Below are 24971 nucleotides of genomic sequence, written 5' to 3' on the forward strand. Positions count from 1 at the left end.
CAAGGATATACGATTAAACACCACCTCAAGTTATTTTAGTCGTAATAAGTTGGCCCGCTTCATTAATAGTAACTTTCCATTTCACTCCACTAGCAGTCTTCATGATTATACCTTTACTTGCCTCTATTTCAATATCTCCAAACATTCTTCCGCCAGTTGTCGCTAACCAAGCACTCCCATTTTCCATAGAAGATCTTGCAAAGATACGATTAATTCGAAAACGTTTATGATCTTGAGAATAACCACTTAATGTAATTCTTACTTTATATAACTGGGTCGCTTTCATATTCGAAATAATTGTATCGCCTACATTTAACGGAACATCCAACGCGATAACCCAATTTCCAATTGCACTTAATGCATATTCAATTTTAATTTTCTTTGGACTCTCTCCCCACCCAAAATACATTCCAAAACAATTTAACATTTGTATTGGTTTTTTCGTAAAATCAAGTTCAATGACAACTGGATTACTATCTGGAACATCAATATAGTTTACGCTTTGCTCATCTATTAAATTAAAGCAATTCACGAGATTTCCACCGTACGGTACTTTCCCACTTACTTGCTTAACAATATACTTTTGCTGAGCATTTACTAATATATCATCTTGATTGCCTATTAAGTGAGGTTTATTTAACGTAATCGGTAACTGAATTCGAAGAGATTCTTCATAGGTAGACTTACAAACATTATATTGCCCTTTATCTACAATAGTTGTCGAAAGCAGATTTGAAAAAAGGTAGTTACGATGAGAATTAGAAGAAAATTCAATGACAATTTGTTCACTACTCATCCGGTACGTATCCCAGATCATACAATCAAATGTATTATACGCACCTGAGCAACGAATTACTTTTTTCGTTTGTTGTCTACATTGTACTTGAATATCATGAAACGTATTTCCTGAACTTTCATTTGGTAAATCACTATTTCCATCTACTTCAATCCCATACACACATCCATCAATAAATATAGATTGAAATACATTGGCGTTAATCCAACAAGGTGTATTGATATCATTTATATATTCTGTCTTCAAATGTATTGCAGTTTGAAAGTTTTTAATTTGAATAAATTTAACTTGAAAGAAACTAATAAAATCCCATGCCTTTTGACAATAAAAATGTATAGCTTTTCCTTTATACGATGGGGTTGCATTTACTATATTTATATTTGATATAACAGATTGATTAGGTACTTCGATTTGTTGTGAACCAGAAACATAAATAACAACAGATTGAAACAATGAATTTATAACTTGAAGAGTACCACCAACTATCGAAGCGTTACTTTGTAGCTCAAATGCATTAAAATCTCCATCAATTTGCAGCGTTACGGTAGGATCTAACTCTAATCTTACGTTTGATTTAATAACAATCGCCTTTACAATTTTGTACGTATTTACCCCGGTAATTCTAACCGTCGAAATTCGATTCGCTACACAATAATCAATAGCTTGCTGAATTGCTAATGAGCTATCATTTCCCGAGTTTGGAACTGCGCCAAAACAATCAATGCGAACGCTACTTTCTGGCGCACAATCTTCTTGGGAAGAAATATATTCTGACAAAATAAATTCACTCCTCATATTACCTTTTTTCATATAATATGTGAGTTGTCTCTTAAAAGTTTCTATAATAAAAAAAACAAACGACCTACCCGGTCATTTGTTTAATTCATATATATTTTTCGTTTCTTCTATCATTTTAGCTAACGAGAAATACCTCACTGCTTTCTCTCGTGCTTTCAATCCAATATCATTTACCCTTTCTTCATTCCCTTGTAGTTCCTCAAGTGCACTTGCGAATTCGCATTCACAATATTCAGATATCAAAAAACCTGATTCTCCATCTATTACCGCTTCATATATTCCACCAACATCTATTGAAACAATTGGTGTCCCTGTAGCCATCGCTTCAATTACTACCATTGGAAACACTTCACGAAAAGATAATAAAAGTAAAGCATCCATATTCCCTATAAACTCATGCGGCTCTGAAATATTCCCTAGCATCTTCACCCTTTGCTGCAATCCATATTTTTCTATTTCTTTCATAATCGATTCTTTCTCTGGTCCATCACCAGCAATATAAAACATAAAATCATTTCTCTTTTTCAACACATTTGCAATTTTGACAAATAGTTGATGGTTTTTCTCTTTGGATAATCTAGCTAATATCCCTATTTTATATGTAGATTCTTTCTTTTTCTGCTGGAATAAAAACTTTTCAATATCGACCCCGTTATAAATTGTATTTATTTTTTCTTCTGCTACATGAATTGAAATTAAATTATTCTTTTCAAACTCACTTACTGTAATAATATTGTTCACATATTTATTCATGAAATAACGAAAAAGCGTTGGCATTTTCTTTTCTAATATCGTTACATTATGTTTCGTATAAACAATTTTTATCTTTCTTTTAATAACCTTTTGAAGTAGAAAAGCATATAATACCATTCGCAAACTATTTGCATGAATAAGTTCTATCTTTCGTTTACAAATTTCTTTTCGTAAATAATAAATATTTCTCAAATGATTCCATCGACTAAGTAATATAAAATTTTCTTTTCTAGTCAGAGATTCATATAGTTCTCCATCACCTGCAGCTGTATAAATCTTAAAATCCTCACAACGTAAATTGCTTTCCAATTTACAGAAATAGCTCTCGGCTCCGCCAGTTATCAATTTATCTGTCATCAACAGTATATTCATAATTGCGCCTTCCCAATTACATTGAGTTTATTTTTTTTATAAGCATGATAAGCATACTTACTGAAATAGTAAAAAATTTGTACCGAATTCAGTCTTTCTTGTTCCCTTAACAATTTCCAATACCGAAAAGCTGCTCTAATTTTATTTCTAGAAACAGAATCTGTAACAATTCTATATTTTGCTAACACTTGCTGTATCCCTTTTGCTTCATACCCTTCATGTAATAAGTTCAGCCATAACGCTGTATCTTCCGGCTGTATACTAGGCATTTCTACATACGGAATTTTTTCACGATCAATCATCACTGTTAAACACCCGATAATTGTATTTCCTACTAAATAATGATAGTCAACAGATTTTGGTACACTCACTTCGCGATTTAGTTCATTACCCTTTTCATCAATTAAACTATACGACGCATATGAAAAAGCAATATTCATTTCTTCCATAAATAACAATTGTGTCTTTAATTTATGCGGCAACCATATATCATCACTATCTAAAAAGGCAATGTACCTTCCTCTTGCCTCTTGGATCGCTAAATTCCGAGCTTTAGCAGCACCAACATTTTCTTTTAATGATAATAACCTAATCCGTGAGTCTCCTTCTATTATCTCTTTAATTTTTTCCGCAGATTGGTCGGTTGAACCGTCATCAACGATAATCATTTCCCAGTTTTCATACGATTGATTCTGTACAGATAAAATTGTCTCACCTATAAATCGTATACTATTATAAGAAGGTGTTATTACAGAAACATAAGGCGGCTTATTATGTGCTGATAGACATTTTACCATCTATCTTTCCCCTTCCTTCATATATTGAAATATACTTCACAACAACTGCTAAAAATAAAAAGAACGCTTCGTTAATAATGAGTGACAATGACATCATCTGAAATAAAAATGCAATCATAGTCAATAGAAGATATGGTTTTTCACGAAACAAAGTATGCTGCGCTAACTTAAACATTAATATGAATAAAAACGCACTATATAGAAGAAAACCAATTGTACCCGACTCAGACAAAATTTCTAAAAATGTATTGTGTACATATAATTTTTCATTAAATTGATACTCATAATAATTCGAGAAGTTAAACGCACCAATTCCGATATATGGATTGGATAAATAATATTTAAAAGCAGCTTCCCATAATGTAAATCTACCACTTCCATTATCATGGGAAAAATCAGAAATTCGTTTATTTAATATGTCATCTAATTGGCCCCCCATTACACTATTCGATAAACTAAAAATAACTACACTAAACAATACTAAACTCATAATTATTTTTATTTTTTTAGCGAAACTAGACATACATATATATACAAAAATGACAAGCACAAGCGCTAATATTCCCCCCCTTGAAAAGGTTAATAGACTCGTCGTAACACATAAAATTAACCCTAAGATGTTAGTAATATTTTGCAAATTCGTCATATAGTAAATAAAAAATATTGTATTATAGAAAATAAAAATGTTAGGATCATCTAGCAATCCAATTAACCGTGGATATCCTCTATCAACTAATAATCCAGCAAAAATTTCTCTCTCTTCTCCACCGTATAAACTAAAGTATTGTAAACCGATTATATAGAGTAGTAGACTTACAACATTAAATACTATTCCTACATAAGCAATAGATGATTCAAGTACCACTATTTCAGTATTCCCCAATAAATTTCTCATTATAAAATAGCATCCTAAAACGAGTAGCACGCCAAAAATCATACGAATACTAGCATTTAAATACATAGAAAGAATTCCGCTTAAACAATAAATGAAATAAAACAGTAAAAATATAACTTCATGAAAATATAACTTTTGAATATGAAAGTCTTTAATTGTTAAACAAAAATATATGACTAAAAAAATCATATATATCTTCAATGAAAATCCAATATATAAATTGTATTTACTTAACATAACAAATAATATTAGAAGAATAATCCATCCCATCGATACTTTCATATTATTTTCCATAGGCTATATCCCCTGTTTCGTAATATAATCCTTTTTGCGTATTTTTCTTATAAAAGAAAGAAGAAGTTTTTTTAGCTCATAATCATATAGGAATATGGCAGCTACTACAATTAGTATATTAAGAACAAGCGCAATTAAATGATATGTATGCAATATATATTGCACTCCAATAAAGGTTACACCAAAATAAATTGTATACGGTATTACAATTTGGAATACAATTTTTTTCTTCACTACACTTACCGCTATATATCCCACTAAAGCGACTATTTCAAATAAAACCATAGCGTATGCCGCTCCTATCACTCCACCAAGACTACTAAAGCTATAAAGCATAACCCCACCTATCACCAATGCTACACACTGCACAACAGTTCTCTTATTTTGACATCCACTCGTCGTTAAACCGTCAGCAATGGCAATATTTAAACTTTGTAGCACAATAAAAAATGATAATATTTGGAGTGGTTCTACTGCATTGCTCCATTCTTCATGAAAAAATATAGAAATAAAGTATGGTGCTAAATGATATAAACCGATCGTCATACATATTCCTACAATCGCCATTGATTTAATTTGAAGTAAATTTAATTTCGTATGCTCTTCTATATTATTCTGGTTATAATGCTTAAAGAGCACCGGAAAAAATGCACCTGCAATTACCCCTGGTACTTGATATAAAGCTGCCGGCATCCGGTACGCCACTGCAAAAACACCTACCATACTTAATGGCAATGTATAGTTAAGCAAGATAGGCGCTAATTGTGGCGTACTCATTATTAAAAAACCGCTAATAATAAAGGGAGTTAATTGCCAAAATAACGCTTTATGAATTACGACTTTCATATTCATTTTCGTCTTTCTTCTCATGATATATATACTGAATAAACCACCGATCATATACCCAAAAGCATATAAGCGAGCTGTTACATACACCGGTAACTCTCCGAAAATACAAAAACATGTAATTATAATGACAACTGATGCTGATACAACTTTTATGAGCGCTATATACTTCATACGTTCCGTCAGTTGAAAATAGGCAATCCCTATGTTTTGCCAAGTTAATCCTATTAACATGAAAAACATTACGTTTATCATCATATAAATTAAATTTTTATCCTCATACATATAATGAATAGCAATATAACCCATGATAGAAATAAAAATAAGTAGAATCATCCTTATTTTTATATACGATGATAAAATCTGCTCTAAATCTGCTCCATCCTTTGCCCCTTCTCGAAGAAACGTATTACTAAGTCCTAAATCTGTAAAAAATAACATAACAAACGTCACTGCTATGGCAACACTAAACATCCCATAATGTTGTGCGTTAAAAGAGTTTGCTAAAACAATTAAACTGACAGCCTGAAGAAGGTTAGCTAAAATCGTACTATAAAATAGATGGATAATATTGTTTAGAATAGTTCTACCCATACAAGTTCTCCTTTGCAAGTAACCTACTTACATATGTTGTTTACATATATATTTATCTTGCACCATTACCATTCAATACAATTAAAACGGTCTTACATAAAATACGGATGTCCATCCGAATCGTTTTCATTTCAATATACTCCATGTCTAACCTCAACTTTTCCTTTGGATCAAGATTATACCCTCCATTTATTTGTGCCCATCCTGTTAAGCCTGGTTTTACCATTAAACGATCCTTAAATTCTGGAATATACGCATCAAATTCATTATAAAAAAACTCTCTCTCTGGTCTAGGGCCTACAAAAGACATATCTCCTCTTAAAATATTTAAGAGCTGTGGTAATTCATCCATTCTCGTTTTCCTTATAAACAATCCAACTTTTGTAATTCTTTGATCATCTTCTTTTGCCCATTGTGGTCCGTTCATTTCAGCATCCTTTACCATCGACCTTAATTTAAATACATTAAACTTCTTCCCGTTTATACCTAAACGTTCTTGAAAGTAAATTGGAGCCCCTGATGTTTCTAAAGTAATCATAATACAAAAGAACAACATAATTGGTATTGTTAATAGTAACAATATGATTGAAAATATAATATCAAACAAGCGTTTTACACTTCGATTCAATATGCTAGGCTTTTCTTGAGCCGGAATCGTATACAACTTGGCTTGATTTGTTTCACGAATCATGGATCGTTACCCCCACATTCAAGAATATAAAATTATACCTATTAATTCACATTCTTTCCTATTTATATCCGCTATTACTTTTTGCACTGTACGTAGTGAATCTTTTCGCTTTTTAACTGCTAAAACCACTCCATCGCATTTCCCTGCAATAATGTGCGTAGCAGGAAGTTCAAATACTTCAGAAGAATAAACGAAAATGTAATCAAAATCTTCTTTCCACTTAGCAATCGCATTATCAAATTCATCCATAGCAACTAAGGGCGTCCCTGTATGTACTGTTTTTTTTTGCAGGAATACAATATAAGTATTTAGACAAATTACTAGAAAAAGATTCATAATTGCGGGAGGAAGAGCTTATTATATCGTTTACTGTTATCATGTGATCACTTTGTAATAATACATGTAGTTTAGGGTCAGAAAAATTCACATCAATAAGTAACACCTTTTTTTTCATTTCCGCAAACACTACACCCATATTTACTATAAGCGAGGCAACAACACCTCTGTCCTTCGTTGAACTAACTGTGAACAGTTGTTTTCCGGATTTTTTCAGCTCGTGATACACCGTATAAAACTGCTCTTTCATCAGATCATCATGCAAATTGAATGGCAGCTGCTTCTTTGTCCTAAACATCGACATGTTCACCTCGATATGTAGATGATTTTTTATCAACCTCTGTAGGTTTCTTTTTTCTATTTGGTTTCATATTTATGTGACCAATAACAGAGACTGTTGTTATTTTCTCTAAATCCTGTTCCGTGTATATACGTTCATCAAAATAATCTCGAAATACAGCTAAACCTATTCCAACAAAAAAACTAACAATTAAAGAAATAGGAATGATCAGTTGAAATTTCGGAAACAATTTTTCAGCCTGTTCCTGTAACTCAGGATCAGTTAATACTTTCACCCCTTGTACATTTGTGTACTGTTGAAAGCTTTTTTGTGATTGCTCTGCCAATGTCTTTACAATGTCTTTCACGATTTTCGGATTGGAATCTTTTACTGTAACAGTTACAATTTGTGAGTTGTCCGTATTCACAACCGAGATTTTTTGTGCTAATTCATGACTTGATTGCTCTAATTTCAAAGTTTTTTGACTGTTGAAATAATTAATGGGCTTTTTAAAATATCAACATACGATGTTACTAGTTGCTTATTCTCTTGTGTTTTATTTGTTGAATTTTCCTTATTAAACTCATCTAAATTCCCAACAAGAATTTGCGTTGAATATTGATATGACGGCTTTAAAACATACATAGAGATAAGAACTAAAGAAGCGGTTAAACAACACATCGTTAAAATAATCGTTACGAATCTTCTTTTCAATAATTGTTGAAAATCTTTTATACTCATTTCTTGCTTCAATTATTTCACCGCCCTTTTCTGAATAACATCCTGCAATTCACTCTTTACAGATAACCCTTTCTCTCTTCTATCCACTTGTTTTGTTACATACTTTCCAACTCCGAATGCAAATTTTTCTACATATACATACGAAAGCATTGCAAGTATAAACGAAAAAACAAGTGAAAAAATTAAAATAATTGGCAACGGTAATATTTTATGGAGCATGTATATAAGGGAAAACAACGATATAATATGGTATAAATAAAGACTGTAAGAAATCTTCCCCAAATATAACAAATATTTATTACGTAGCAAGGACGACAAAGTTGATATTGACAAACTTAATATGACAAATAGACATGCACTTATCGCCACTACATAGTCTCGAAATATAAAATTATTGAGCACTTTAATTTCTCCTATAAGCCCTTCATACATAAAAAGTAAAATCGCAACTAAAAACCATGTAATTTTTGTGTTTTTAGTACAATTACTATAAAAAACTATTAAATTATTTTTATACTTCGCAACTAGTGCTCCTAGTAAAAACAACACCGTGTAATGCAATGTTAATGCATAGCTTGTTAATGTTAAGCCCGAGCGAAACAAAAATAATATTACGACAGAACATATACTAAAACTAAACAATAATAGTAATGAACACCTCAACGTTTTTCGTAAGCAAATCATCAAAATTAACGGGAAAATTATTGATATTCGCATTTCATGGACAAGTGACCAAATCACACCGTTATATGCATCTGTATTATATTTCCCAACCAATAAAATATGTTGTGCGATTAAGCTTGAAGAACTTTCAATCGTCCATGAGCGATTAAACCATTCACTTAAATAAGAAATACCATATTCACTAATTGTAATCTGGCATACAATAGCTATAATTATTGCCACAATATAAGGAATATATATTCTGCATATACGTTTTAAAAGGTATGACCCATAGCTACTATAGTTTTTTTGAATAGATTCATACAAAACAAATCCGCTCAAAACAAAAAAGATAATAACTGATTCGTTACCACTACTAAAAATTAGACGAGCAGGCGTTTCTTTTAATAGGTACACAACAAATGGCTTATTATCTTCATAACTGTAATTTTGAAATGCTGAAAAAATCATTAAATGATGACCGATCATTACTACTAATGAAGAAATCCCTCTTATAGAGTCCAATTCTTCGTATCTCTTCATCTTTTTACATCAACTCCTAATGAAATGATAATAATCATTTCAAAGCGACATCTTTATTCATATTCCCCTCCTTTCTTTTCATTCCAATTTTTCATATTAAAATGATTTTATAGTATAAATTTGAGTGTATTGTAACATTTTTTGTAATATTATGAATAGGAAATCTCAAAAATTGGTATATACCAATTTCAACCTCGAAAAATGAGTAATATTGATAGAAAAACACTATAAAAATATCTTGCATATTTACAAAATTAAAGAGATGAGTAACGTTTTTTCAATATAAAATAAAAAAGATAGCCTATATAGGCTATCTTTTTTATTTTATTTAATTACTGGCACCACTATATGCTACATGTCGTTTCTCAATTCTCTCTTCAATTTCTTTCATATTTTCTTTATTATTTAATAGTGATTGTTTATTTTCAATTAATAATTGTTTAAAAGATTTTCTCACTTTTTTTCTCATTTTCATTGTCCTCCTTGGGGGATGGTTTATATAAAAGATAAAGAATTATCTGTGTGTTCTTATAATAATTGATTGCTGTGAATTCTATTTGAACTTCATATGAAAATTCCGTTTATTTTCTGACAACTTTGTGAACACGAAAAAAGTGATTATCTAAAACTATGTTGAAATTAATTCACTTCATTATAAAAGTTACTATTTCCATCAACTTTTATCATTATATCTTGTCAAAACATTTATATATTTAAAATTGAGTTCGACATAATTTTATTTACTATAATACTGTTTACAAAAACAAAAAGAAGGTGTCACCAAGTCAAAGTTCGACTTATGCAACATCCCTCTTTCCAAACTATTTATAGCATATTTATTAATATTTCAGGTCTTCCCCAATTCATTTCTTCACAAACAAATCTAAGTTTTTCTTCATCCATTGTGTGTAACCCTTCTTCTAGTGAACATGAAATTGGAACTTCACAGTGAATTTGGGCTAATTGTAACGAAATATTTAAGTTCTCTAAATCACTTTCAATCTTCGTACGCTGCGCTTTTGTTAATGATCCTACATTTTCTAGTACAGCGGATACTGTTCCGTGCTCTTGAATAAGCTTATACGCTGTTTTTTCACCGATACCTTTTACACCTGGATAATTATCACTTGTATCTCCCATGAAAGCTTTTGCATGGACGATTTGCCACGGCTCTACACCTTTTTCTTCCATGATTTTCTCCGGTGTGTAATATTCGTAATTTCCAATTCCTTTACGCAGAAGCATGACTGTAACGCTCTTATCAACAAGTTGAAGTAAATCCGTATCACCTGTTAAAATATAAACTTCAGCTTCATTGCAATATTGTTTTGCAAGCGTACCGATACAATCGTCCGCTTCGTAGCCTTTCATACCGATAACTGGAATGGATAATTTTGCAGTCATTTCTTGCACTAAATCAAATTGAGGAATTAATTCTTCTGGTGGCGCTGCACGATTTGCTTTATAATTCGAGAACGATTCTGTTCTAAATGTCGTACTTCCCATATCCCAGCATGTAACGATATGTGTTGGTTCGATCGCTTGCGTAGCTGTTAATAAGTGTTTCATATAACCATGAATCCCGTTCGTAGGGGTTCCATCTTGTCGTTTCATAAATTGTCCGTAGACACTTGTTGCGTAAAAAGCACGAAATAATAGTGCCATACCATCAACTAATAATACTTTTTTCATAATTCCTCTCCTATTAAAAAAATAATAACCTTACGTTATCACGTAAGGTTATATAAATAGATTACCATTCTACGTTTTTGCTCAACTTTGTCTATTATACATTGTTTTTGTATATTTAGCACCATTAACACATTAAGACGTTCTACTACAACAAGTATGCAAGATGCCTGAATACGTATTTTTTCCAGTAGAAACAACGATAGCTTTTGCATTTCCACTAACGATATGCGAACCTTTAAAACATACATTTTCAAGCTCAAGTGGATTATAATCTTTCATCCGTTTTAATGGAATAAATCGTTTACGTTCAAGGTGATAGCAGCTCTCAAACTTCTCTATATTCGCTTCGTTTCCCGTTAACACAGACTCATTCACTAATAAATCATCTGCATAAATAATACGTACATCAGCTGGCACAGCATCTCCAGCCGAAAGAAAAATCATATCTCCAGGTACAAGTTCTTGCACAGGTATCTCCATCATTTTCAGTTCACTATTTAACCCTGTACTACTAGAACATTCTACTCTAGATACAGTAATCGTTTCACGTTGTAATTCATCACACACACGTTGTTTTGAAAAACCTGGAATCATGCCACCTAGCTTCATCATTACTTCTGCAAGAAGTGCTCTTTTTGAAGTTAGTTCATTTCGGCCATATACTTGAATACGTTTTTGTGCCTCTTTCATTGATAGTCCGTCTCTTGTTGTTTTAAAATATGCAAATACAGATTTTACATCTCTTGTTGCAATTTCAATTAATAAATCTTTATTTTTTTGGAGCATTGTTTGTTCTTTTATTGATTTTTTACTTAGTTTATATGACGTGTTACCCACAGTTTTGTTTGCATATAACATATTATCGTCTCCTCCTTTACAACATAGGAAGAAACGCTTTGTTTCTCAATTTATCCACTTTACTGTGAAAGTGTCTCGCGCTTTATAAACGCTACATTGTGATAAATATAGAGGGAGGAACAAATCGTTTCCTGCCTACATCATATATTTTTGATTTGAAGTATATGGGTAACGGAACCGAGTCAGAATTTGACATGCTCCTCACCTCCTCGTTTAATTTTATAGTTTATAATATGAAATTACTCATAGCTTGGTAACAAAAAAGACCCCTACCCTTAAGAGAGTAGCGGCCATTACATACACAAATAAACGATTTCTAATATAATTAGAAATCTACGGACCTCTCCCTCACCGAGTTTTAGCACTGTATAGCATAGGTACATTACCAGCTACGTTAAGAAAAACCTTAATTCGATCATTCCTGTTGACCCATTGGCGTCTCTCGACATTTTTGGGCAGTAGCATTTCTCTATACAGGAGCCTCACCTAACAGAGACTTATTTTCATTACATTGAAAATGTTACTCTTATTTAAAATAGATGTCAACCGTAGCCTACAATTTTTTCAAATGGTATGGCAAACTAACGTATATAAAGTGAAACTTTAATCAGTGGGGGTTTTGTTCATCCGCCACTGATTATTAGCCCTCACCAATCGGGCTGCCCGGCAAATAGCGGTATAAAATAAAAAACTTTACGTTTAAACGTAAAGTTTTTAATAAGTTATACAACCAGCGATTACAATCCCAATTGAAAGCGATAAAAACATAAGAAAAAGACCGACTGCTTGATTATCTTCTTCAAGACTTTTGTTTATATTAAAGCGTGGTGTAAGCCACTCAGCTAAATAAAAGACGATAATTTGAGCCAAAATCCCAACTGCTCCCCACGAAATCATATCAAGAAGTGAAATTGAATTAGCTGCTGTCGAATATAAAACGATAGCTAACCCAAGTAATCGCCCTCCAAGCACATAGCTTACCGCCTTATTCCCTTGAGCCATTAACCTAAATTCCTTAACTTTCGTTGTCACTTCCATCAAGAACAGACCAATACATAAAAGTCCAAGTGTTACTGCTAAATATAACAAAAAATTAATCATTTTTCCCCCTCCTTTTTATACCTACCGGTAAATAGTACGATTCATTTCCTGTAATCTTTTCTCCCGCGCGAATACCGATACTACTCGCTTTTCCAGCAATTAAAAAAGAACCAAACACATACGACAGTTTCTCCATCCCTTTTTCTGTTTCCAAGGATACGACTGGAAGTTCTGTATACTTTTGAAATATTGGCAGTGACTTTTTATATGTTTGATGTGCATTTTGAAGCATAATATTTTCGTCCTTATCACGAATCGTAATTGTATCTCCTTCTCTACCAAATGAAGGTTTTTGAACGAAAGAACCTTTTCCTAAAAATAAATCTGGTTCTAAATATGTAGGTAACATATATTCTTTAATCCACTGTTGTTCCTCATTTGTATAAAAGGCCTCTTCTTCTGCTAACCCCCAAATAAGACACTGAATTGATTTTGGCTGAAGTAAAAATGCTGACAAAGGATTTATTATAAAAAGCTTTCCGGCCTTTACAAGTTGCAACAATTCCACACCTACCAAATCTCCTGTTTCAGGATCTCGATCCTCAATTAAATCTTCTATCGGATATGTTTGGCGATATAAAACGTCAATCTTCGCCCCATCTTTATCGATTAGAGCATCTTTTGTAATTCTAAGTTCTGACATTGGCACTACTTTATTTTCCACATGGCATAACTGACTCAAATACATAGTCGTATTCCAATCCTCAATATGTTCATGATGTGCTGTAAAAACAACATTTGGATTGTCTAATCCCTTTGTCGCTTCCATTACGGCTTTCGTAACACCAGAAGATAGCAATCGTTCTTGATCCGAGTTTGGATCATCATAACCTAGATTTTCACATACTTTCCCATTCATTTGAAAGCATTCCACAATAAAAGTTGGTGTATCACTATTAAACTCAAGCATTTTGATTTGGTTATCCTCTGTTACAGCAAAATCAAATCGCGAAATTACAGATTCAGGATAAAGCCCTTTCATTCTAATGAATGATAAACTCGCGGATGGAAAACCAAGCTCAAGAAGCTGTTCGTCACTTAAATTACGCAGCAGTCTAGCAGTCTTAAAAAATATTTTTCCCATTCGTTCAGTCGCTAATTGTAATTGCTTCATAGTCTGATTTGTTATAGAAAAAACATGAAACAAACTATACTCACATTCATATAAATTCGACCAAAAATTTGGATATTTCAAATAAAACTCTTTTCGATCCCTTATGTATTGCGACATATTTTATCCCCCAAATCCTCCCTTTGAACCGCTTCCAATTCCACCTTTAAATTCAGCAGACGATTGATACGATTTAAACGCCGATGAATTTTTAAAAGTGGATTTATTTTGATAGTATCGCCCACCATAGAAATAATGCCCACGATAACCTGAACTACTATCATCACACTGCCATACCCCAAGTTCATCATCCCAATCCCAATCAGAACAACTATTATCATTCGGTTTTGGGGGAAGATCTTGTGCGCAACCAAATAAAGTGCCAGTCATTAAAGACGTTACGACACCACCTACTAGCCATTTCGTTTTTGTCACCTTCGCACTCCCCTTTTTAATTTCTATTCCTATTATATAGGATGGCATGATAAAGTAGAAGAAAAAGGAAGAAGAGGTATAAAAATGCGCTTAGAATATCGACTTAATGATGAAACGAAAGGGTATCCTGCTTTATGGAACTACGCCAATATTTCTAATTCTGAAATTATCGCACGCATGACTTGTGAATATTTTATTAAAGAGAAAAATACTTATGTTGTTACTGCAACTTCGGTTGATCCAGACGGAACAGTAGTTATTTATATTCAAAAAGAAGTTTTCGCCAATGACCCTTCAGACCCTACATACTCCCACATCGGTTTTGAAATTAGAGAACTAAGTGAAACGAGTTCAAGCTTAGTAGATAGTCAAGATGTATGGAACTACGAAGAAATTTTACCATCTCTTCATTCAGATATTATATATATTCAGCGAGACGGCATGTCTATGGAATTCTCCTTAGATTCAAGAGAGATTGATGAAGACAGAAAGTGCTACATTTATTACGGAAACTTCACAGGTGAATCAAGATAATATTAATATATCTATGCAACAAAAAAACCTTACGTATAAAACGTAAGGTTTTTATATAGCCCCACATATGCCGTTCTCTCTAGATGTCCATAAACCTGCTCTCACAGGTGGATGCTCTCACAAATGTTTGTAACTTCCTTCTTAAAAAGATGGCATGTTAGCTACATTTAAATATTGAGCTTCCATATTAAACTTATTGGTTTAAGACATGCATAAGCTACGTACACCGTAGGAATTTTATATAAGGTTAGTTGAAATAAGACCCCCGCACGTGCCGCTCCTCGTAAATGTCCAAAAACCCGCTACTCGCAGGTGGATGCCCTCACAGTTACCGTACATCTTCCTCCACAAGGAAGGCTTGATGATGGTCGCTAAATATTGAGCTTCCGTATAACTAACATCGGTTTTAGACATAAATAAGTTACGCACACCGCAGGATGTATTATTTACTTGTCGTTATATTATCACATTGTTTCCAATGTGTAAAATACAAAGTTTTTCGAGCAATCTCTTGCTTGTGACCTTATTTTAATACAAATTATTTTTGCATGCAAGTGATTAATCTTCTTCTTTTGCAATTTGATTTTCTGGATAAGAAATCCAATCACTCCAGCTACCTGCATACAATTTAACATTTTGGAATCCAGCCAATTTTAATGCAACGATATTTGGACATGCCGTAACACCAGAACCACAATATACAATGGTTTCCTTATCTTTCGACAGATTTTGGAATCGTTCTTGTTGCCCAGCTTTATTCTTAAATTGTCCTGATTGCAACATTCCATCCTTCCAAAAATGGTTTACCGCTGTTGGAATATGTCCTGCTTTATGATCGACAAGTTCCTCTACACCAGCATAACGTTTCGGCTCTCTTGAATCAATTAATGTAACATCCGCACCTGCACGGATATTCTCTCTGACCGTTTCCATCGTTACAAGCATATGATCTTGTATATTAGCTTTGAATGTTTTTCGTATAGCAACAGGAATTTCCGCTGTTGTCGGTAGTCCATTCTCTTTCCAAGCAGGGAAACCACCATCTAATATATATACTTTCTCATGTCCTACATAGTTACATAACCACCATAAACGAGCAGCATTTGCACCAGCTTGACTGTCATACGCAATTACTGTCGTATGTTCATCAATACCAGCCTTCGAAAGCTTGTCTGCAAACTCCTCAATATTTGGTAAAGGATGGCGGCCACCATGTTCTGCTATAGGACTTGATAAATCTAAATTCAAATCAAAATATAACGCATGAGGAATATGTCCTTCTTCATACTTTTCTCTACCCCAATTAGGATTCGCTAAATCAAAACGACAATCGATTATACGGACATTCTCATCTTCTATATGCTCACGTAACCATTCGACTGTAACTATCATCTTTAACGACCTTCTTTCTCTTTCAAACGACTTACATACTCCATAACCATTTCTTCTGTAACATATTTACGCTGCAAGGTAACACCATTTTTTGCAAGATCATTAATTTGCTTCGTTACAAAATTAATGACATCAACCGAAAATTCTTTCCCATTTGACGCAAGAGATACGGCAGCTTCAATAGCTGCTTCACGCTGTGCATCTAATTGTAAACATGCTTTTACGCTTTCATTTTGTTTACGAGAATGTGCTGTAATTGCTTTATGTACTTCCATCTTCTCTTCCCCCTAAATAGTTATACGTTTTTATTCAATTCCATTGCAAGCCGGATCATATCACGACATACAATCCCATTTTCAATAATCTCTTCTTCATAATGCTTCGAAAAGTAATCAAAATCAATAGAAAAAATACGAAATCCACATTTTTGATATAAAGCAAGTTGTGAAACACTAGAATTGCCTGTACCAACTTCAAGTTTTGACATACCATATCCTTTAGCAGTTTCTACAGCATGCCTTAATAGCTTCTTCCCAATCCCTGTTCCTTGTAAATGTTCTACAACCGCAATATTCATGATTTCCATCGTCTTTGGCCTTGTTTCCAAAAGAACATATACACCGATAACGCTCCCCCCCTGCTTAGCTACGTATGTTAATCCTCTTTGTACATATGTAGCTATTTGCCGTTCACTTGGATCAGCAAGTAACAATAAAGCCTTCGGTATAGCCTCTTTTGGAATACGTTCTATTACAACAGACATAAAAAATTCCCCCTTCTCTATTGTTCTAAACCCTCCTTGTCTACCATAAGTAATAGAAAGGAGGGATTCACCATGGACAACAATGAGAAAAAATGCAACGTCATCTCTATTGATGGAAAGAAGAAGAAAAGCGACATGTATTCCTATCCAAAATTAGTAGTTGAAAACAAAACATATGAATTTTCTTCATTCGTCTTATGCGGTGAAACACCAGATGGCAGACGACTCGTTCTTACTCATATGATTTCTACCGATGAATTTGCTGGATTTGTAAAATCTTTAGATACTGTACTTCAAAAGAAAATTGAACGAATCTTTTTCTCATAACGACTATATAACATAAATTTCTTTTTCAATCTCTACTAACTGCTTTTGCAATTGTTCTTTACTTTGTTCATATAGAGATACATCGATCGTTTCAGCCAATGCAAACAATATACTTTCATAATAGTTCATCACATCTTGCTGCATCACTTTTTGGAATAAATTCCACTCCATATCCCACTCTTGCTTATAATGATGAACAAATAAATGTTTTTCATCAGCTACATAGTTTGATACGAGCGGTTCTAATACAGATTTAGCGTCTTCTTGCATAAAAGCTTTGTCATTCTTTTCAAAAAAGCTTTTCTCATTTTTAAAATGTGCCAATGCTTTTTTGAAATCTTTTATTTCAACTGAAGGGAAGGGTTCTTTATGTGTAATATCTTTATATTCATACTCCACTGTTCCATTCATAGAAATTGATTCATTTTCTACTTTACAGTTCACTACAATTTCGTCTTTTGCACGCTTCATCGCTTCGTCTATCCATTTTTCAAGGCGTAATGATGTCGCACGCATTTCTTGCAATAAATCATGCTGAATAAATGCTACTAATTCCATAACACACTGCTGCAATTGTGTTTTCACATTTCCATCGGTTCGAAGTGCCGCCGGATTAATAAATTCAGTAAACACATCGTTATAGCGTAGGAATAGACGCTGTTGCACGTAATAAAACAACTCTTTCACTTCATTTTGCATCGCCTGTTCTTCAGCAAGTACACTATATGAAGAAATGATATGAAGTAGTTGATCACGCTCTGCTTCATATTTTTTCGTTTGCTTCTCTTTCTCTTCATTCCCCTGCTTTGCACCCTTTATCATGTTTACTAAAAGCTGATCTGCCCCTTGCAACGCACCATATAGAGCATGCACAGAAACAAGCATTAAATCTCTCATCATAAAGGACGTAAATGATTCCTCAAACTTAGTAATCCCAGAGTTTTGTAAAATACCATACTTCTCTTTTTCAACATTCTTTCCTTGTTTCTCTTCAAGCGCACATAAACTTGAAATTGCAAATAAACGCGGATTTCTAATACCGTATTGCAGTAGCTGATCTGCTATATAACCTTTTACCATTTCAAGTTCTTCTTCAGACTCTGCTAAATCCGCAGCATTAATTAAGAAGAACATTTTATCAAGGGAAAAAGTATCCTTTACACGACCAAGCTGAATTAAAAATTCACGGTCAGCACGAGAGAATACATGGTTATAATATGTTACAAATAAAATAGCATCTGCGTTTTTAATATACTGGAATGCAACATCCGTATGGCGAGCATTGATAGAATCCGCTCCAGGTGTGTCTACAAGCGCTACTCCCTGCCTTGTTAAAGCACAATCATAATAAAGTTCCATATACTCAACGAAGCATGATTTCTCTTCATTCGCTACATAATCAGAGAACTCTTCTAATGTAACTTGTACTTGTTCTCCTAAATAAGTAGAAACTGCATCATACCCTTTTTGTACCGCTCGTAAAAAGCTAAATGTTGTTTTTTGCTTCCCAGTTGGTGAAGGATATTTCATAACTTTATCAATTTGTGCTAACGCTTCATCTAACGTAGCAATCTCATAATGAAACAGCTTATAAACAGCTTTCATATCTTCTAATAACGCTTGCTTTGATTTAAACTGAACAATTACTGTTCCATGTGGTTTTTCCTCTGTAACCGGCAAAATTTGATTAATCGTTGCCGTCGTCGGGTTTGGTGATACAGGAAGTACTTTCTCACCGAGTAAGGCATTGGCAAATGATGATTTTCCAGCACTAAATGCCCCGAATAACGCTACTGTAAATTGTTTTGTTTCTACACGTCTTCTTTTCTCTATTACCTCTTGCTGTACATGTTTCAGCGCTGGCAATGGCTCTAATATCGTTTCAGCTTTTTTCACTTTCTCTAATATCCGCTGAATATTTAAAGCCGCCGTTCCTTTCAGCTCTTCTTCATGAATCGCTACGTTATCGTTTACGATTTCCTTCTCTTGTAGTGTAAATTTCTCACTAACAATTTGCTTTTCCCTTTGCAATATCTCATCTATTTGCAAACCTTCAGGCGTAGCAACATGATCGTGCCAAACATTTCGTAAATAGTCTTCATATGTCGCCAAATTGTTATTGTATTGTAATTGTGTTTCTTTCGCCGTTTGCAACATCGTATATGTTTCAATCTCTTCTTCAATACGAGCAACTGCTTCCCTCACCTTTTGCTTTAAAACGACCGCACTTTTATCAAAAATTTGCTGTGCTTTTATAAAATAACGCTTCTTTAGTTCATTCGCTACATCCGCTGTATAAAGAAGTAAGTAATCACCTGTGAAACCTGCGCCTTGTTTAATTACCTCAGCCAACATTTCTGGTCCGAAAGCAATTTCTAACCCATATATGTCTTTCCCAATTTCCTCCGTGAACAATCCTTCTTCTTTTAAGAAGGCTACAATAAATTCCTTCACATGAAAATCAAGCTGCGTTTCAACAGTCTTTTGAAGGGCAGAATAAAAAGCCTCTACACGCCTTTGTTTTTCTTGCTCCGTCTTTCCTTTCGCAAATAGCAAACCGACTTTAAACTTTGTTAATTTCGTTTCTAAGTACGCATTTGCCAATTCTCTCATTTCAAATGGCATTAAATACGCGTTATCTAATATAGCTTGTAGGCCTTTTATAAATTCATTTCTCACATGAGACTCTTTACTTGCCTCACGATTTTTCGCTTCCGTTAACTCTTCCTTCTTTTCAACTACCTCTGAAATAGAAAGTGGTGATGCTAACTCTTCCTCATATTTCAAAAGAGCTTTTTCATTTTCAGAAACAATAAACGAGAAATGTTCCCCCATTAAATATTCTGTTTCTCGCTCCATTCCAGTCCTTACATACTGCTCTTTTTCTTTCATAATAGAAGTAATTAACGTTTCTAAGCTTCCAATTTCATTATGTGGATGGTTCATCATTCGTAATGACGTATAATATACTCCATCTACTTCAATATCCCAATTAGAGAACGATTGCTTTACACTATCTTTATAATTCTCAAACGACAATTCATTTTCTTTATGTTTATCTATTTGATTGACAACGAGATAAACCGTTTTATTACGTTGTTTCAATTCTTTAACAAATTGCAAATTCACTTCCGATTGGACGTGATTATAATCCATCATATAAAAAATTACGTCTGCTAGATGTAGCGTTGATTCTGTCGCTAATTGATGGACATCATCTGTTGAGTCAATCCCTGGTGTATCTACTAACATAACACCTTCAGGAATTGGCGCATCATTCCGATAAATGTGAACACCAATTACCTCATCACCATCTTTACAAATTTGTTTTAATTCTTCAGCTGAATATGCACCGTCATACTCGTACTGTTCTCCAGATTTAACCGTTACAACAACACGATCCATTCCTTTTTCAATTTTGACAACGTTAGCGCTTGTCGGAATTGGACTTGTTGGTAACAACTGCGCTTTATATAGATGATTCATCATCGTTGATTTCCCTGCAGAGAAGTGACCACAGAACGCTATCATAAGCTGTTCTTGTTTATATTTTTGAATCACCTCAAACAACTTTAAACTATTCTCTGCATCGCCGTGTTTTTGCCACTCTTCATAAAAACAAACAAGTTTTTTCATACCGTTTGTCTGTACTATGTTTGTCATCCCCTTGTTCCCCTTTATCCAAGATGTATATACTTTTCCCCGCTATTTGCGAGCTCATAACCAGTGAGAGTTACACCTACCCATTGATTACAGTTTCACTTTACTATCATACTAAATTTTCAGCATATTCTCATTAAAAATAAAAAATCCCTTTCATTCTTTTTACAAATGAAAGGGATTTTATGTCATATCACTCATTTTGCTGTTCCTACTCCATTTAAAACATACTTCGCAATAACTGCATATACAGCGACTGTACCTGCTACTAATGCATATACCATACTTACACACCAACCTTTTTGATAATGATTATCAATTTTAAATATATTTTATCATTAAAGAGAATCATTATCAACACTTTTCATAAAGAAAGCTCCTTATAAGAAGGAGCTTTACTGCCTGTTTTGAAAAAGGTTAAAACTTGTTGTGCCCTCTTATTATATCGCATCTTACATAACTTAATAGTAAAAAAATGGAAATCAACCCTATACCCTCCATCTTACATTTTGTATAATAAAAGGGAATTACTTAACAGGGAGGAAAATAATGACACAAAATATTTCACAAGGCGAGAGGATACACTCCATCGATATTATTAGAGGAATAGCTGTACTAGGTATTTTTCTTGTGAACTGGCCTGTTATCGCTGGGATTGACTCACGTGATATTTCAGGAGTTTATGAAGGGCTAGATAGCTATATCCGTCTATTTTACGATATGTTTATTCAAACAAAGTTTTATACTATCTTTTCGTTTTTATTTGGCCTAGGCTTTTACATTTTTATGAGTCGTGCTGAAGCAAAAACAGATCATCCGAAAATTTTATTTGTTCGCCGCTTACTTATTTTATTATTATTCGGTTTCTTACATTACGTTCTTTTATGGGACGGAGACATTTTACATACTTATGCGATTGCTGGATTTTTCTTATTTTTATTTTATAAGAGAGAACCTCGTACTATTTTAATATGGGCTATCGTTTTATTGAGTATTTTTCAATTCATTATGCTAATGGCTGGTATTACAGTTGCATTGGTACCAAAGGAAGAGCTAGGTTTTTCCTTACCTATCATGCCATTAGAAGATTGGCTGTCACAAATACAAAATCGTTTCCATGCATTTTACGCTGATGGAATTGGATTAAATTTACTTATGCTTCCAGAAACAGTTGGGCTATTTTTGCTTGGTTTATACGCCGGCAAAAAGGATATTTTCCGCCGCACGAAAGAGTTAGATCTAAAACTTAAAAAATGGCAAATTATTATGTTCCTTTTAACATTACCAATGTGGTTCTTCATGGTCCGTTACTTCTTATCAAAACCATTTTATGAACCAATTTATATGCAGGTCTTTACAATGTTTAGCGGAAAAACGTTATTCATATTCTACATTTTCACGCTAATGCGTTTATTACAAAAAGAAAAATGGCAAACGTTATTACGTCCATTCCAATACGTTGGACGAATGGCATTAACAAATTACATCTCGCATACAATTGTTACATTACTTGTATTTGGTCTATTCCTTAAAAATTATTATCCTGCTCCATTATGGGTTGGACCAATATTCTGCATTAGTTTCTACACGTTACAAATCTTTATTAGCCGCTGGTGGCTTTCACATTATCAATACGGGCCACTTGAGTACATTTGGCGTCTTGGTACGTACGGAAAAATGATGCCACTTAAAAAGAAAAGCAAGGTCTCATAATGAGACCTTGCTTTTTTACGCTTCTCTTACCGCACTTTGCATAGACACCGGCTCTTCTTTTATTTTCACTTTACGCTGCGGCACCATATTAAATACGATATTTAAAAGTACTGCTGACGCACTTCCAAGTACAATTCCGTTATCTGTTAAAATACGAATATTTTCAGGAAGTTGTGAGAATAAAGTAGGAACGACTGTAACTCCAAGTCCGATTCCGACAGAACATGCAACGATTAATAAATTTTCTTGTTTACCAAAATCAACGCTACTTAACATTTTAATACCATATGCCATTACCATACCGAACATTGCTAACATCGCACCGCCCAGTACTGATTTCGGAATGATCGTTGTAATAGCTGCGATTTTTGGAATGAATCCAAGAACGATTAACATACCACCACAAGTATAAATAATAACGCGATTTCTTACTCCAGTTAATTGAACAAGCCCTACGTTTTGAGAATATGTTGTATATGGGAACGCGTTAAAAATACCACCTAACACCATCGCTAATCCTTCTGCTCGATAGCCTTTGGTTAATTCTTTTTCACCAATCTTTTTATTGCAAATATCAGATAATGCAAAGTATACACCTGTTGCTTCTACAATCCCTACGCAAGCAACTAAAATCATCGTAATAATTGGCGTCAATTCAAATGTTGGTGTACCGAAGTAAAATGGCTGAATACCATGGAACCAATCTGCTTCTTCAACTGCTTGCAAGCTTACTTTCCCCATAAATGCTGCAACGATTGTACCGAACAATAAACCTAGCAAAATAGAGATTGAACGAATAAATCCGTCGAAGAAACGATACATAATGATGATAAATAGTAACACACCAAATGCTAACGCTAAGTTTTCAAGACTTCCGAAATCTTTGCTTCCTACTCCGCCAGCCATATCATTAATAGCAGCTGGAACAAGTGTAACTCCAATTACTGTAACGACAGATCCTGTTACAACAGGGGGAAACAGTTTTACAAGCTTTCCAAATAATTTTGCAAAAATAACAACGAATAACCCGGCAGCAATAATTGCTCCATAAATAGAAGACACGCCGTATTGTTTCCCGATTGCAATCATCGGTCCAACCGCTGTAAATGTACAACCAAGCACAACTGGAAGCCCAATACCGAAAAAGCGATTTGATAATGCTTGTAAAATTGTCGCAACGCCGCACATTAATAAATCAATTGAGACTAAATATGTTAACTCTTTTTGATTCAAACCAAGTCCACCGCCCACAATAAGCGGAACGATAATTGCTCCAGCATACATTGCAAGCATATGCTGCATACCAAGCGATGCAATTTTAAATGGATGCTGCTTCATCGTTTATTTCACCTCCGCAGTTTCTTGCTGTACAAATGTAACTGTGCCGTTATCAAGTGATGCAATTTCTGCTAGTGATTCAACACGAACGCCTTGTTCACGAAGCTTCTTTCCTCCATCTTGAAATGCTTTTTCAATAACAATTCCAATTCCTGCAATACTCGCTCCAGCTTGCTCTACTAAACTCATTAAACCTAAAGCAGCCTGACCGTTTGCTAAAAAGTCATCGATGATTAATACACGATCATTTTCATCGATATGATTTCGAGATAATGAAATTTCATTTGTTTCTTGTTTTGTAAATGAATATACGTTTGCAACGTACATATTATCTTGTAACGTTAACGATTTACGTTTTCGTGCAAAAATTACTTTTACACCAAGCTCTAATGCAGCCATAACCGCTGGTGCAATGCCTGAAGATTCAATCGTCACGATTTTTGTAATGTTCTCTTCTTTAAAACGTTTAGCAAATTCTTTTCCGATTTCTTGCATAAGTACTGGATCAATTTGATGATTTAAAAAAGCATCTACCTTTAATACGTCACCAGATAAAACCTTTCCTTCGTTCAAAATCTTTTCTTGTAATACTTTCATGTTTGTTCCCCCTCTTATGCAATAAAAAAACTCCAAAAGCCGCCACCACTC

General features: G+C 33.8%; 22 protein-coding genes, 2 other RNA genes, 2 pseudogenes and 1 riboswitch. Of the genes and pseudogenes, 3 read left to right on the plus strand and 23 right to left on the minus strand.

Annotated features, from left to right (window positions below; translation table 11 throughout):
• Positions 1 to 25 precede the first annotated feature (25 nt).
• The 15 genes and pseudogenes from MR169_RS09600 to MR169_RS09670 form a co-directional block, all read right to left on the minus strand.
• Positions 26 to 1573 (minus strand): glycoside hydrolase family protein, encoded by a 1548-nt coding sequence (locus tag MR169_RS09600; RefSeq protein WP_242319320.1) that lies wholly within the window; start codon positions 1571 to 1573, stop codon positions 26 to 28.
• 93 nt (positions 1574 to 1666) lie between these two features.
• On the minus strand, positions 1667 to 2719 hold the full coding sequence (locus tag MR169_RS09605; protein ID WP_242319321.1) for a glycosyltransferase family 4 protein: 1053 nt from the start codon (positions 2717 to 2719) through the stop codon (positions 1667 to 1669).
• Complete coding sequence (locus MR169_RS09610) at positions 2716 to 3516, minus strand: glycosyltransferase family 2 protein (RefSeq protein ID WP_100619596.1); 801 nt, start codon at positions 3514 to 3516, stop codon at positions 2716 to 2718. Before MR169_RS09610 ends, MR169_RS09605 begins: the two co-directional genes overlap by 4 nt.
• On the minus strand, positions 3491 to 4705 hold the full coding sequence (locus MR169_RS09615) for an O-antigen ligase family protein (protein WP_242319322.1): 1215 nt from the start codon (positions 4703 to 4705) through the stop codon (positions 3491 to 3493). Before MR169_RS09615 ends, MR169_RS09610 begins: the two co-directional genes overlap by 26 nt.
• A gap of 3 nt (positions 4706 to 4708) precedes the next feature.
• Positions 4709 to 6145 carry an oligosaccharide flippase family protein gene (locus tag MR169_RS09620; protein ID WP_242319323.1) on the minus strand — a complete coding sequence of 479 codons (1437 nt, stop codon included), beginning with the start codon at positions 6143 to 6145 and terminating at the stop codon, positions 4709 to 4711.
• A 52-nt stretch (positions 6146 to 6197) separates the two neighbouring features.
• The gene (locus MR169_RS09625; protein WP_242319324.1) at positions 6198 to 6836 is read right to left on the minus strand and encodes a sugar transferase; all 639 of its coding nucleotides are present in this window, start codon (positions 6834 to 6836) and stop codon (positions 6198 to 6200) included.
• A gap of 18 nt (positions 6837 to 6854) precedes the next feature.
• Positions 6855 to 7476, minus strand: a pseudogene (locus MR169_RS09630) (CpsD/CapB family tyrosine-protein kinase).
• Positions 7463 to 8205 (minus strand): annotated as a pseudogene (locus MR169_RS09635) (YveK family protein). Before MR169_RS09635 ends, MR169_RS09630 begins: the two co-directional pseudogenes overlap by 14 nt.
• A complete protein-coding gene (locus MR169_RS09640) occupies positions 8206 to 9399 on the minus strand; it encodes an acyltransferase family protein (protein WP_242319325.1) in 1194 nt (397 codons plus the stop codon).
• 328 nt (positions 9400 to 9727) lie between these two features.
• Complete coding sequence (locus MR169_RS09645; RefSeq protein ID WP_001228048.1) at positions 9728 to 9868, minus strand: FbpB family small basic protein; 141 nt, start codon at positions 9866 to 9868, stop codon at positions 9728 to 9730.
• Between the two features lie 356 nt (positions 9869 to 10224).
• The gene (locus tag MR169_RS09650; protein ID WP_000757076.1) at positions 10225 to 11091 is read right to left on the minus strand and encodes a 5'-3' exonuclease; all 867 of its coding nucleotides are present in this window, start codon (positions 11089 to 11091) and stop codon (positions 10225 to 10227) included.
• Between the two features lie 132 nt (positions 11092 to 11223).
• On the minus strand, positions 11224 to 11949 hold the full coding sequence (locus tag MR169_RS09655; RefSeq protein ID WP_000964949.1) for a P-type ATPase actuator domain-containing protein: 726 nt from the start codon (positions 11947 to 11949) through the stop codon (positions 11224 to 11226).
• A 335-nt stretch (positions 11950 to 12284) separates the two neighbouring features.
• Positions 12285 to 12450: riboswitch (M-box (ykoK) riboswitch) on the minus strand.
• Between the two features lie 213 nt (positions 12451 to 12663).
• On the minus strand, positions 12664 to 13050 hold the full coding sequence (locus MR169_RS09660) for a DUF350 domain-containing protein (RefSeq protein ID WP_242319326.1): 387 nt from the start codon (positions 13048 to 13050) through the stop codon (positions 12664 to 12666).
• A complete protein-coding gene (locus MR169_RS09665) occupies positions 13043 to 14281 on the minus strand; it encodes a glutathionylspermidine synthase family protein (RefSeq protein WP_098616269.1) in 1239 nt (412 codons plus the stop codon). Before MR169_RS09665 ends, MR169_RS09660 begins: the two co-directional genes overlap by 8 nt.
• Before the next feature lie 3 nt (positions 14282 to 14284).
• Positions 14285 to 14596, minus strand: a complete 312-nt coding sequence (locus MR169_RS09670) for a hypothetical protein (protein ID WP_000169030.1) — start codon at positions 14594 to 14596, stop codon at positions 14285 to 14287.
• 84 nt (positions 14597 to 14680) lie between these two features.
• On the opposite strand from MR169_RS09670, the gene MR169_RS09675 reads away from it, so the two are divergent.
• The gene (locus MR169_RS09675; RefSeq protein WP_086392164.1) at positions 14681 to 15130 is read left to right on the plus strand and encodes a hypothetical protein; all 450 of its coding nucleotides are present in this window, start codon (positions 14681 to 14683) and stop codon (positions 15128 to 15130) included.
• Positions 15131 to 15184: 54 nt separating this feature from the next.
• Here MR169_RS09675 and ssrS (MR169_RS09680) read toward each other — a convergent pair.
• The 5 genes from ssrS (MR169_RS09680) to MR169_RS09700 all read right to left on the minus strand — a co-directional run bounded on the left by ssrS (MR169_RS09680) (position 15185) and on the right by MR169_RS09700 (position 17285).
• Positions 15185 to 15368, minus strand: a non-coding RNA gene (gene ssrS / locus MR169_RS09680) — 6S RNA.
• 21 nt (positions 15369 to 15389) lie between these two features.
• Positions 15390 to 15572: non-coding RNA, 6S RNA (gene ssrS, locus MR169_RS09685), on the minus strand.
• Positions 15573 to 15688: 116 nt separating this feature from the next.
• The gene (locus tag MR169_RS09690; RefSeq protein WP_000637562.1) at positions 15689 to 16522 is read right to left on the minus strand and encodes a sulfurtransferase; all 834 of its coding nucleotides are present in this window, start codon (positions 16520 to 16522) and stop codon (positions 15689 to 15691) included.
• Positions 16523 to 16524: 2 nt separating this feature from the next.
• Positions 16525 to 16797 (minus strand): YpbS family protein, encoded by a 273-nt coding sequence (locus MR169_RS09695; RefSeq protein ID WP_000451810.1) that lies wholly within the window; start codon positions 16795 to 16797, stop codon positions 16525 to 16527.
• A 20-nt stretch (positions 16798 to 16817) separates the two neighbouring features.
• Complete coding sequence (locus MR169_RS09700) at positions 16818 to 17285, minus strand: GNAT family N-acetyltransferase (RefSeq protein WP_000117687.1); 468 nt, start codon at positions 17283 to 17285, stop codon at positions 16818 to 16820.
• A 72-nt stretch (positions 17286 to 17357) separates the two neighbouring features.
• On the opposite strand from MR169_RS09700, the gene MR169_RS09705 reads away from it, so the two are divergent.
• Positions 17358 to 17612, plus strand: a complete 255-nt coding sequence (locus MR169_RS09705) for a DUF3931 domain-containing protein (RefSeq protein ID WP_242319327.1) — start codon at positions 17358 to 17360, stop codon at positions 17610 to 17612.
• 3 nt (positions 17613 to 17615) lie between these two features.
• Here MR169_RS09705 and MR169_RS09710 read toward each other — a convergent pair whose 3' ends face one another.
• Positions 17616 to 21275 carry a dynamin family protein gene (locus MR169_RS09710; RefSeq protein ID WP_242319328.1) on the minus strand — a complete coding sequence of 1220 codons (3660 nt, stop codon included), beginning with the start codon at positions 21273 to 21275 and terminating at the stop codon, positions 17616 to 17618.
• 546 nt (positions 21276 to 21821) lie between these two features.
• Between MR169_RS09710 and MR169_RS09715 the strand changes: the two genes are divergently transcribed.
• Entirely contained in the window at positions 21822 to 22985 is a 1164-nt protein-coding gene (locus tag MR169_RS09715) for a DUF418 domain-containing protein (protein ID WP_000193088.1), read from the plus strand.
• A 15-nt stretch (positions 22986 to 23000) separates the two neighbouring features.
• Here MR169_RS09715 and pbuX read toward each other — a convergent pair whose 3' ends face one another.
• Positions 23001 to 24323 (minus strand): xanthine permease PbuX, encoded by a 1323-nt coding sequence (gene pbuX, locus MR169_RS09720; protein ID WP_242319329.1) that lies wholly within the window; start codon positions 24321 to 24323, stop codon positions 23001 to 23003.
• 3 nt (positions 24324 to 24326) lie between these two features.
• Positions 24327 to 24920, minus strand: coding sequence for a xanthine phosphoribosyltransferase (locus MR169_RS09725; RefSeq protein ID WP_000866483.1), 594 nt, complete (start codon positions 24918 to 24920; stop codon positions 24327 to 24329).
• Positions 24921 to 24971: the final 51 nt, after the last annotated feature.

It is taken from the genome of Bacillus cereus group sp. BfR-BA-01349 (genome assembly GCF_022663795.1).
In the GTDB taxonomy this organism is placed as follows: domain Bacteria; phylum Bacillota; class Bacilli; order Bacillales; family Bacillaceae_G; genus Bacillus_A; species Bacillus_A cereus.

Coding starts and splice junctions, on each gene's coding strand:
- MR169_RS09690 (WP_000637562.1), bottom strand. CDS start 16,522: ATGATAGTTACAGTCGAATGGTTACGTGAGCATATAGAAGATGAGAAT.
- MR169_RS09625 (WP_242319324.1), bottom strand. CDS start 6,836: ATGATTCGTGAAACAAATCAAGCCAAGTTGTATACGATTCCGGCTCAA.
- MR169_RS09695 (WP_000451810.1), bottom strand. CDS start 16,797: ATGGAAGTACATAAAGCAATTACAGCACATTCTCGTAAACAAAATGAA.
- MR169_RS09650 (WP_000757076.1), bottom strand. CDS start 11,091: ATGAAAAAAGTATTATTAGTTGATGGTATGGCACTATTATTTCGTGCT.
- MR169_RS09660 (WP_242319326.1), bottom strand. CDS start 13,050: ATGATTAATTTTTTGTTATATTTAGCAGTAACACTTGGACTTTTATGT.
- MR169_RS09725 (WP_000866483.1), bottom strand. CDS start 24,920: ATGAAAGTATTACAAGAAAAGATTTTGAACGAAGGAAAGGTTTTATCT.
- MR169_RS09605 (WP_242319321.1), bottom strand. CDS start 2,719: ATGAATATACTGTTGATGACAGATAAATTGATAACTGGCGGAGCCGAG.
- MR169_RS09620 (WP_242319323.1), bottom strand. CDS start 6,145: ATGGGTAGAACTATTCTAAACAATATTATCCATCTATTTTATAGTACG.
- MR169_RS09675 (WP_086392164.1), top strand. CDS start 14,681: ATGCGCTTAGAATATCGACTTAATGATGAAACGAAAGGGTATCCTGCT.
- MR169_RS09700 (WP_000117687.1), bottom strand. CDS start 17,285: ATGTCTGTTGTAATAGAACGTATTCCAAAAGAGGCTATACCGAAGGCT.
- MR169_RS09655 (WP_000964949.1), bottom strand. CDS start 11,949: ATGTTATATGCAAACAAAACTGTGGGTAACACGTCATATAAACTAAGT.
- MR169_RS09715 (WP_000193088.1), top strand. CDS start 21,822: ATGACACAAAATATTTCACAAGGCGAGAGGATACACTCCATCGATATT.
- MR169_RS09710 (WP_242319328.1), bottom strand. CDS start 21,275: ATGACAAACATAGTACAGACAAACGGTATGAAAAAACTTGTTTGTTTT.
- MR169_RS09705 (WP_242319327.1), top strand. CDS start 17,358: ATGGACAACAATGAGAAAAAATGCAACGTCATCTCTATTGATGGAAAG.
- MR169_RS09610 (WP_100619596.1), bottom strand. CDS start 3,516: ATGGTAAAATGTCTATCAGCACATAATAAGCCGCCTTATGTTTCTGTA.
- MR169_RS09645 (WP_001228048.1), bottom strand. CDS start 9,868: ATGAGAAAAAAAGTGAGAAAATCTTTTAAACAATTATTAATTGAAAAT.
- MR169_RS09615 (WP_242319322.1), bottom strand. CDS start 4,705: ATGGAAAATAATATGAAAGTATCGATGGGATGGATTATTCTTCTAATA.
- MR169_RS09665 (WP_098616269.1), bottom strand. CDS start 14,281: ATGTCGCAATACATAAGGGATCGAAAAGAGTTTTATTTGAAATATCCA.
- pbuX (WP_242319329.1), bottom strand. CDS start 24,323: ATGAAGCAGCATCCATTTAAAATTGCATCGCTTGGTATGCAGCATATG.
- MR169_RS09640 (WP_242319325.1), bottom strand. CDS start 9,399: ATGAAGAGATACGAAGAATTGGACTCTATAAGAGGGATTTCTTCATTA.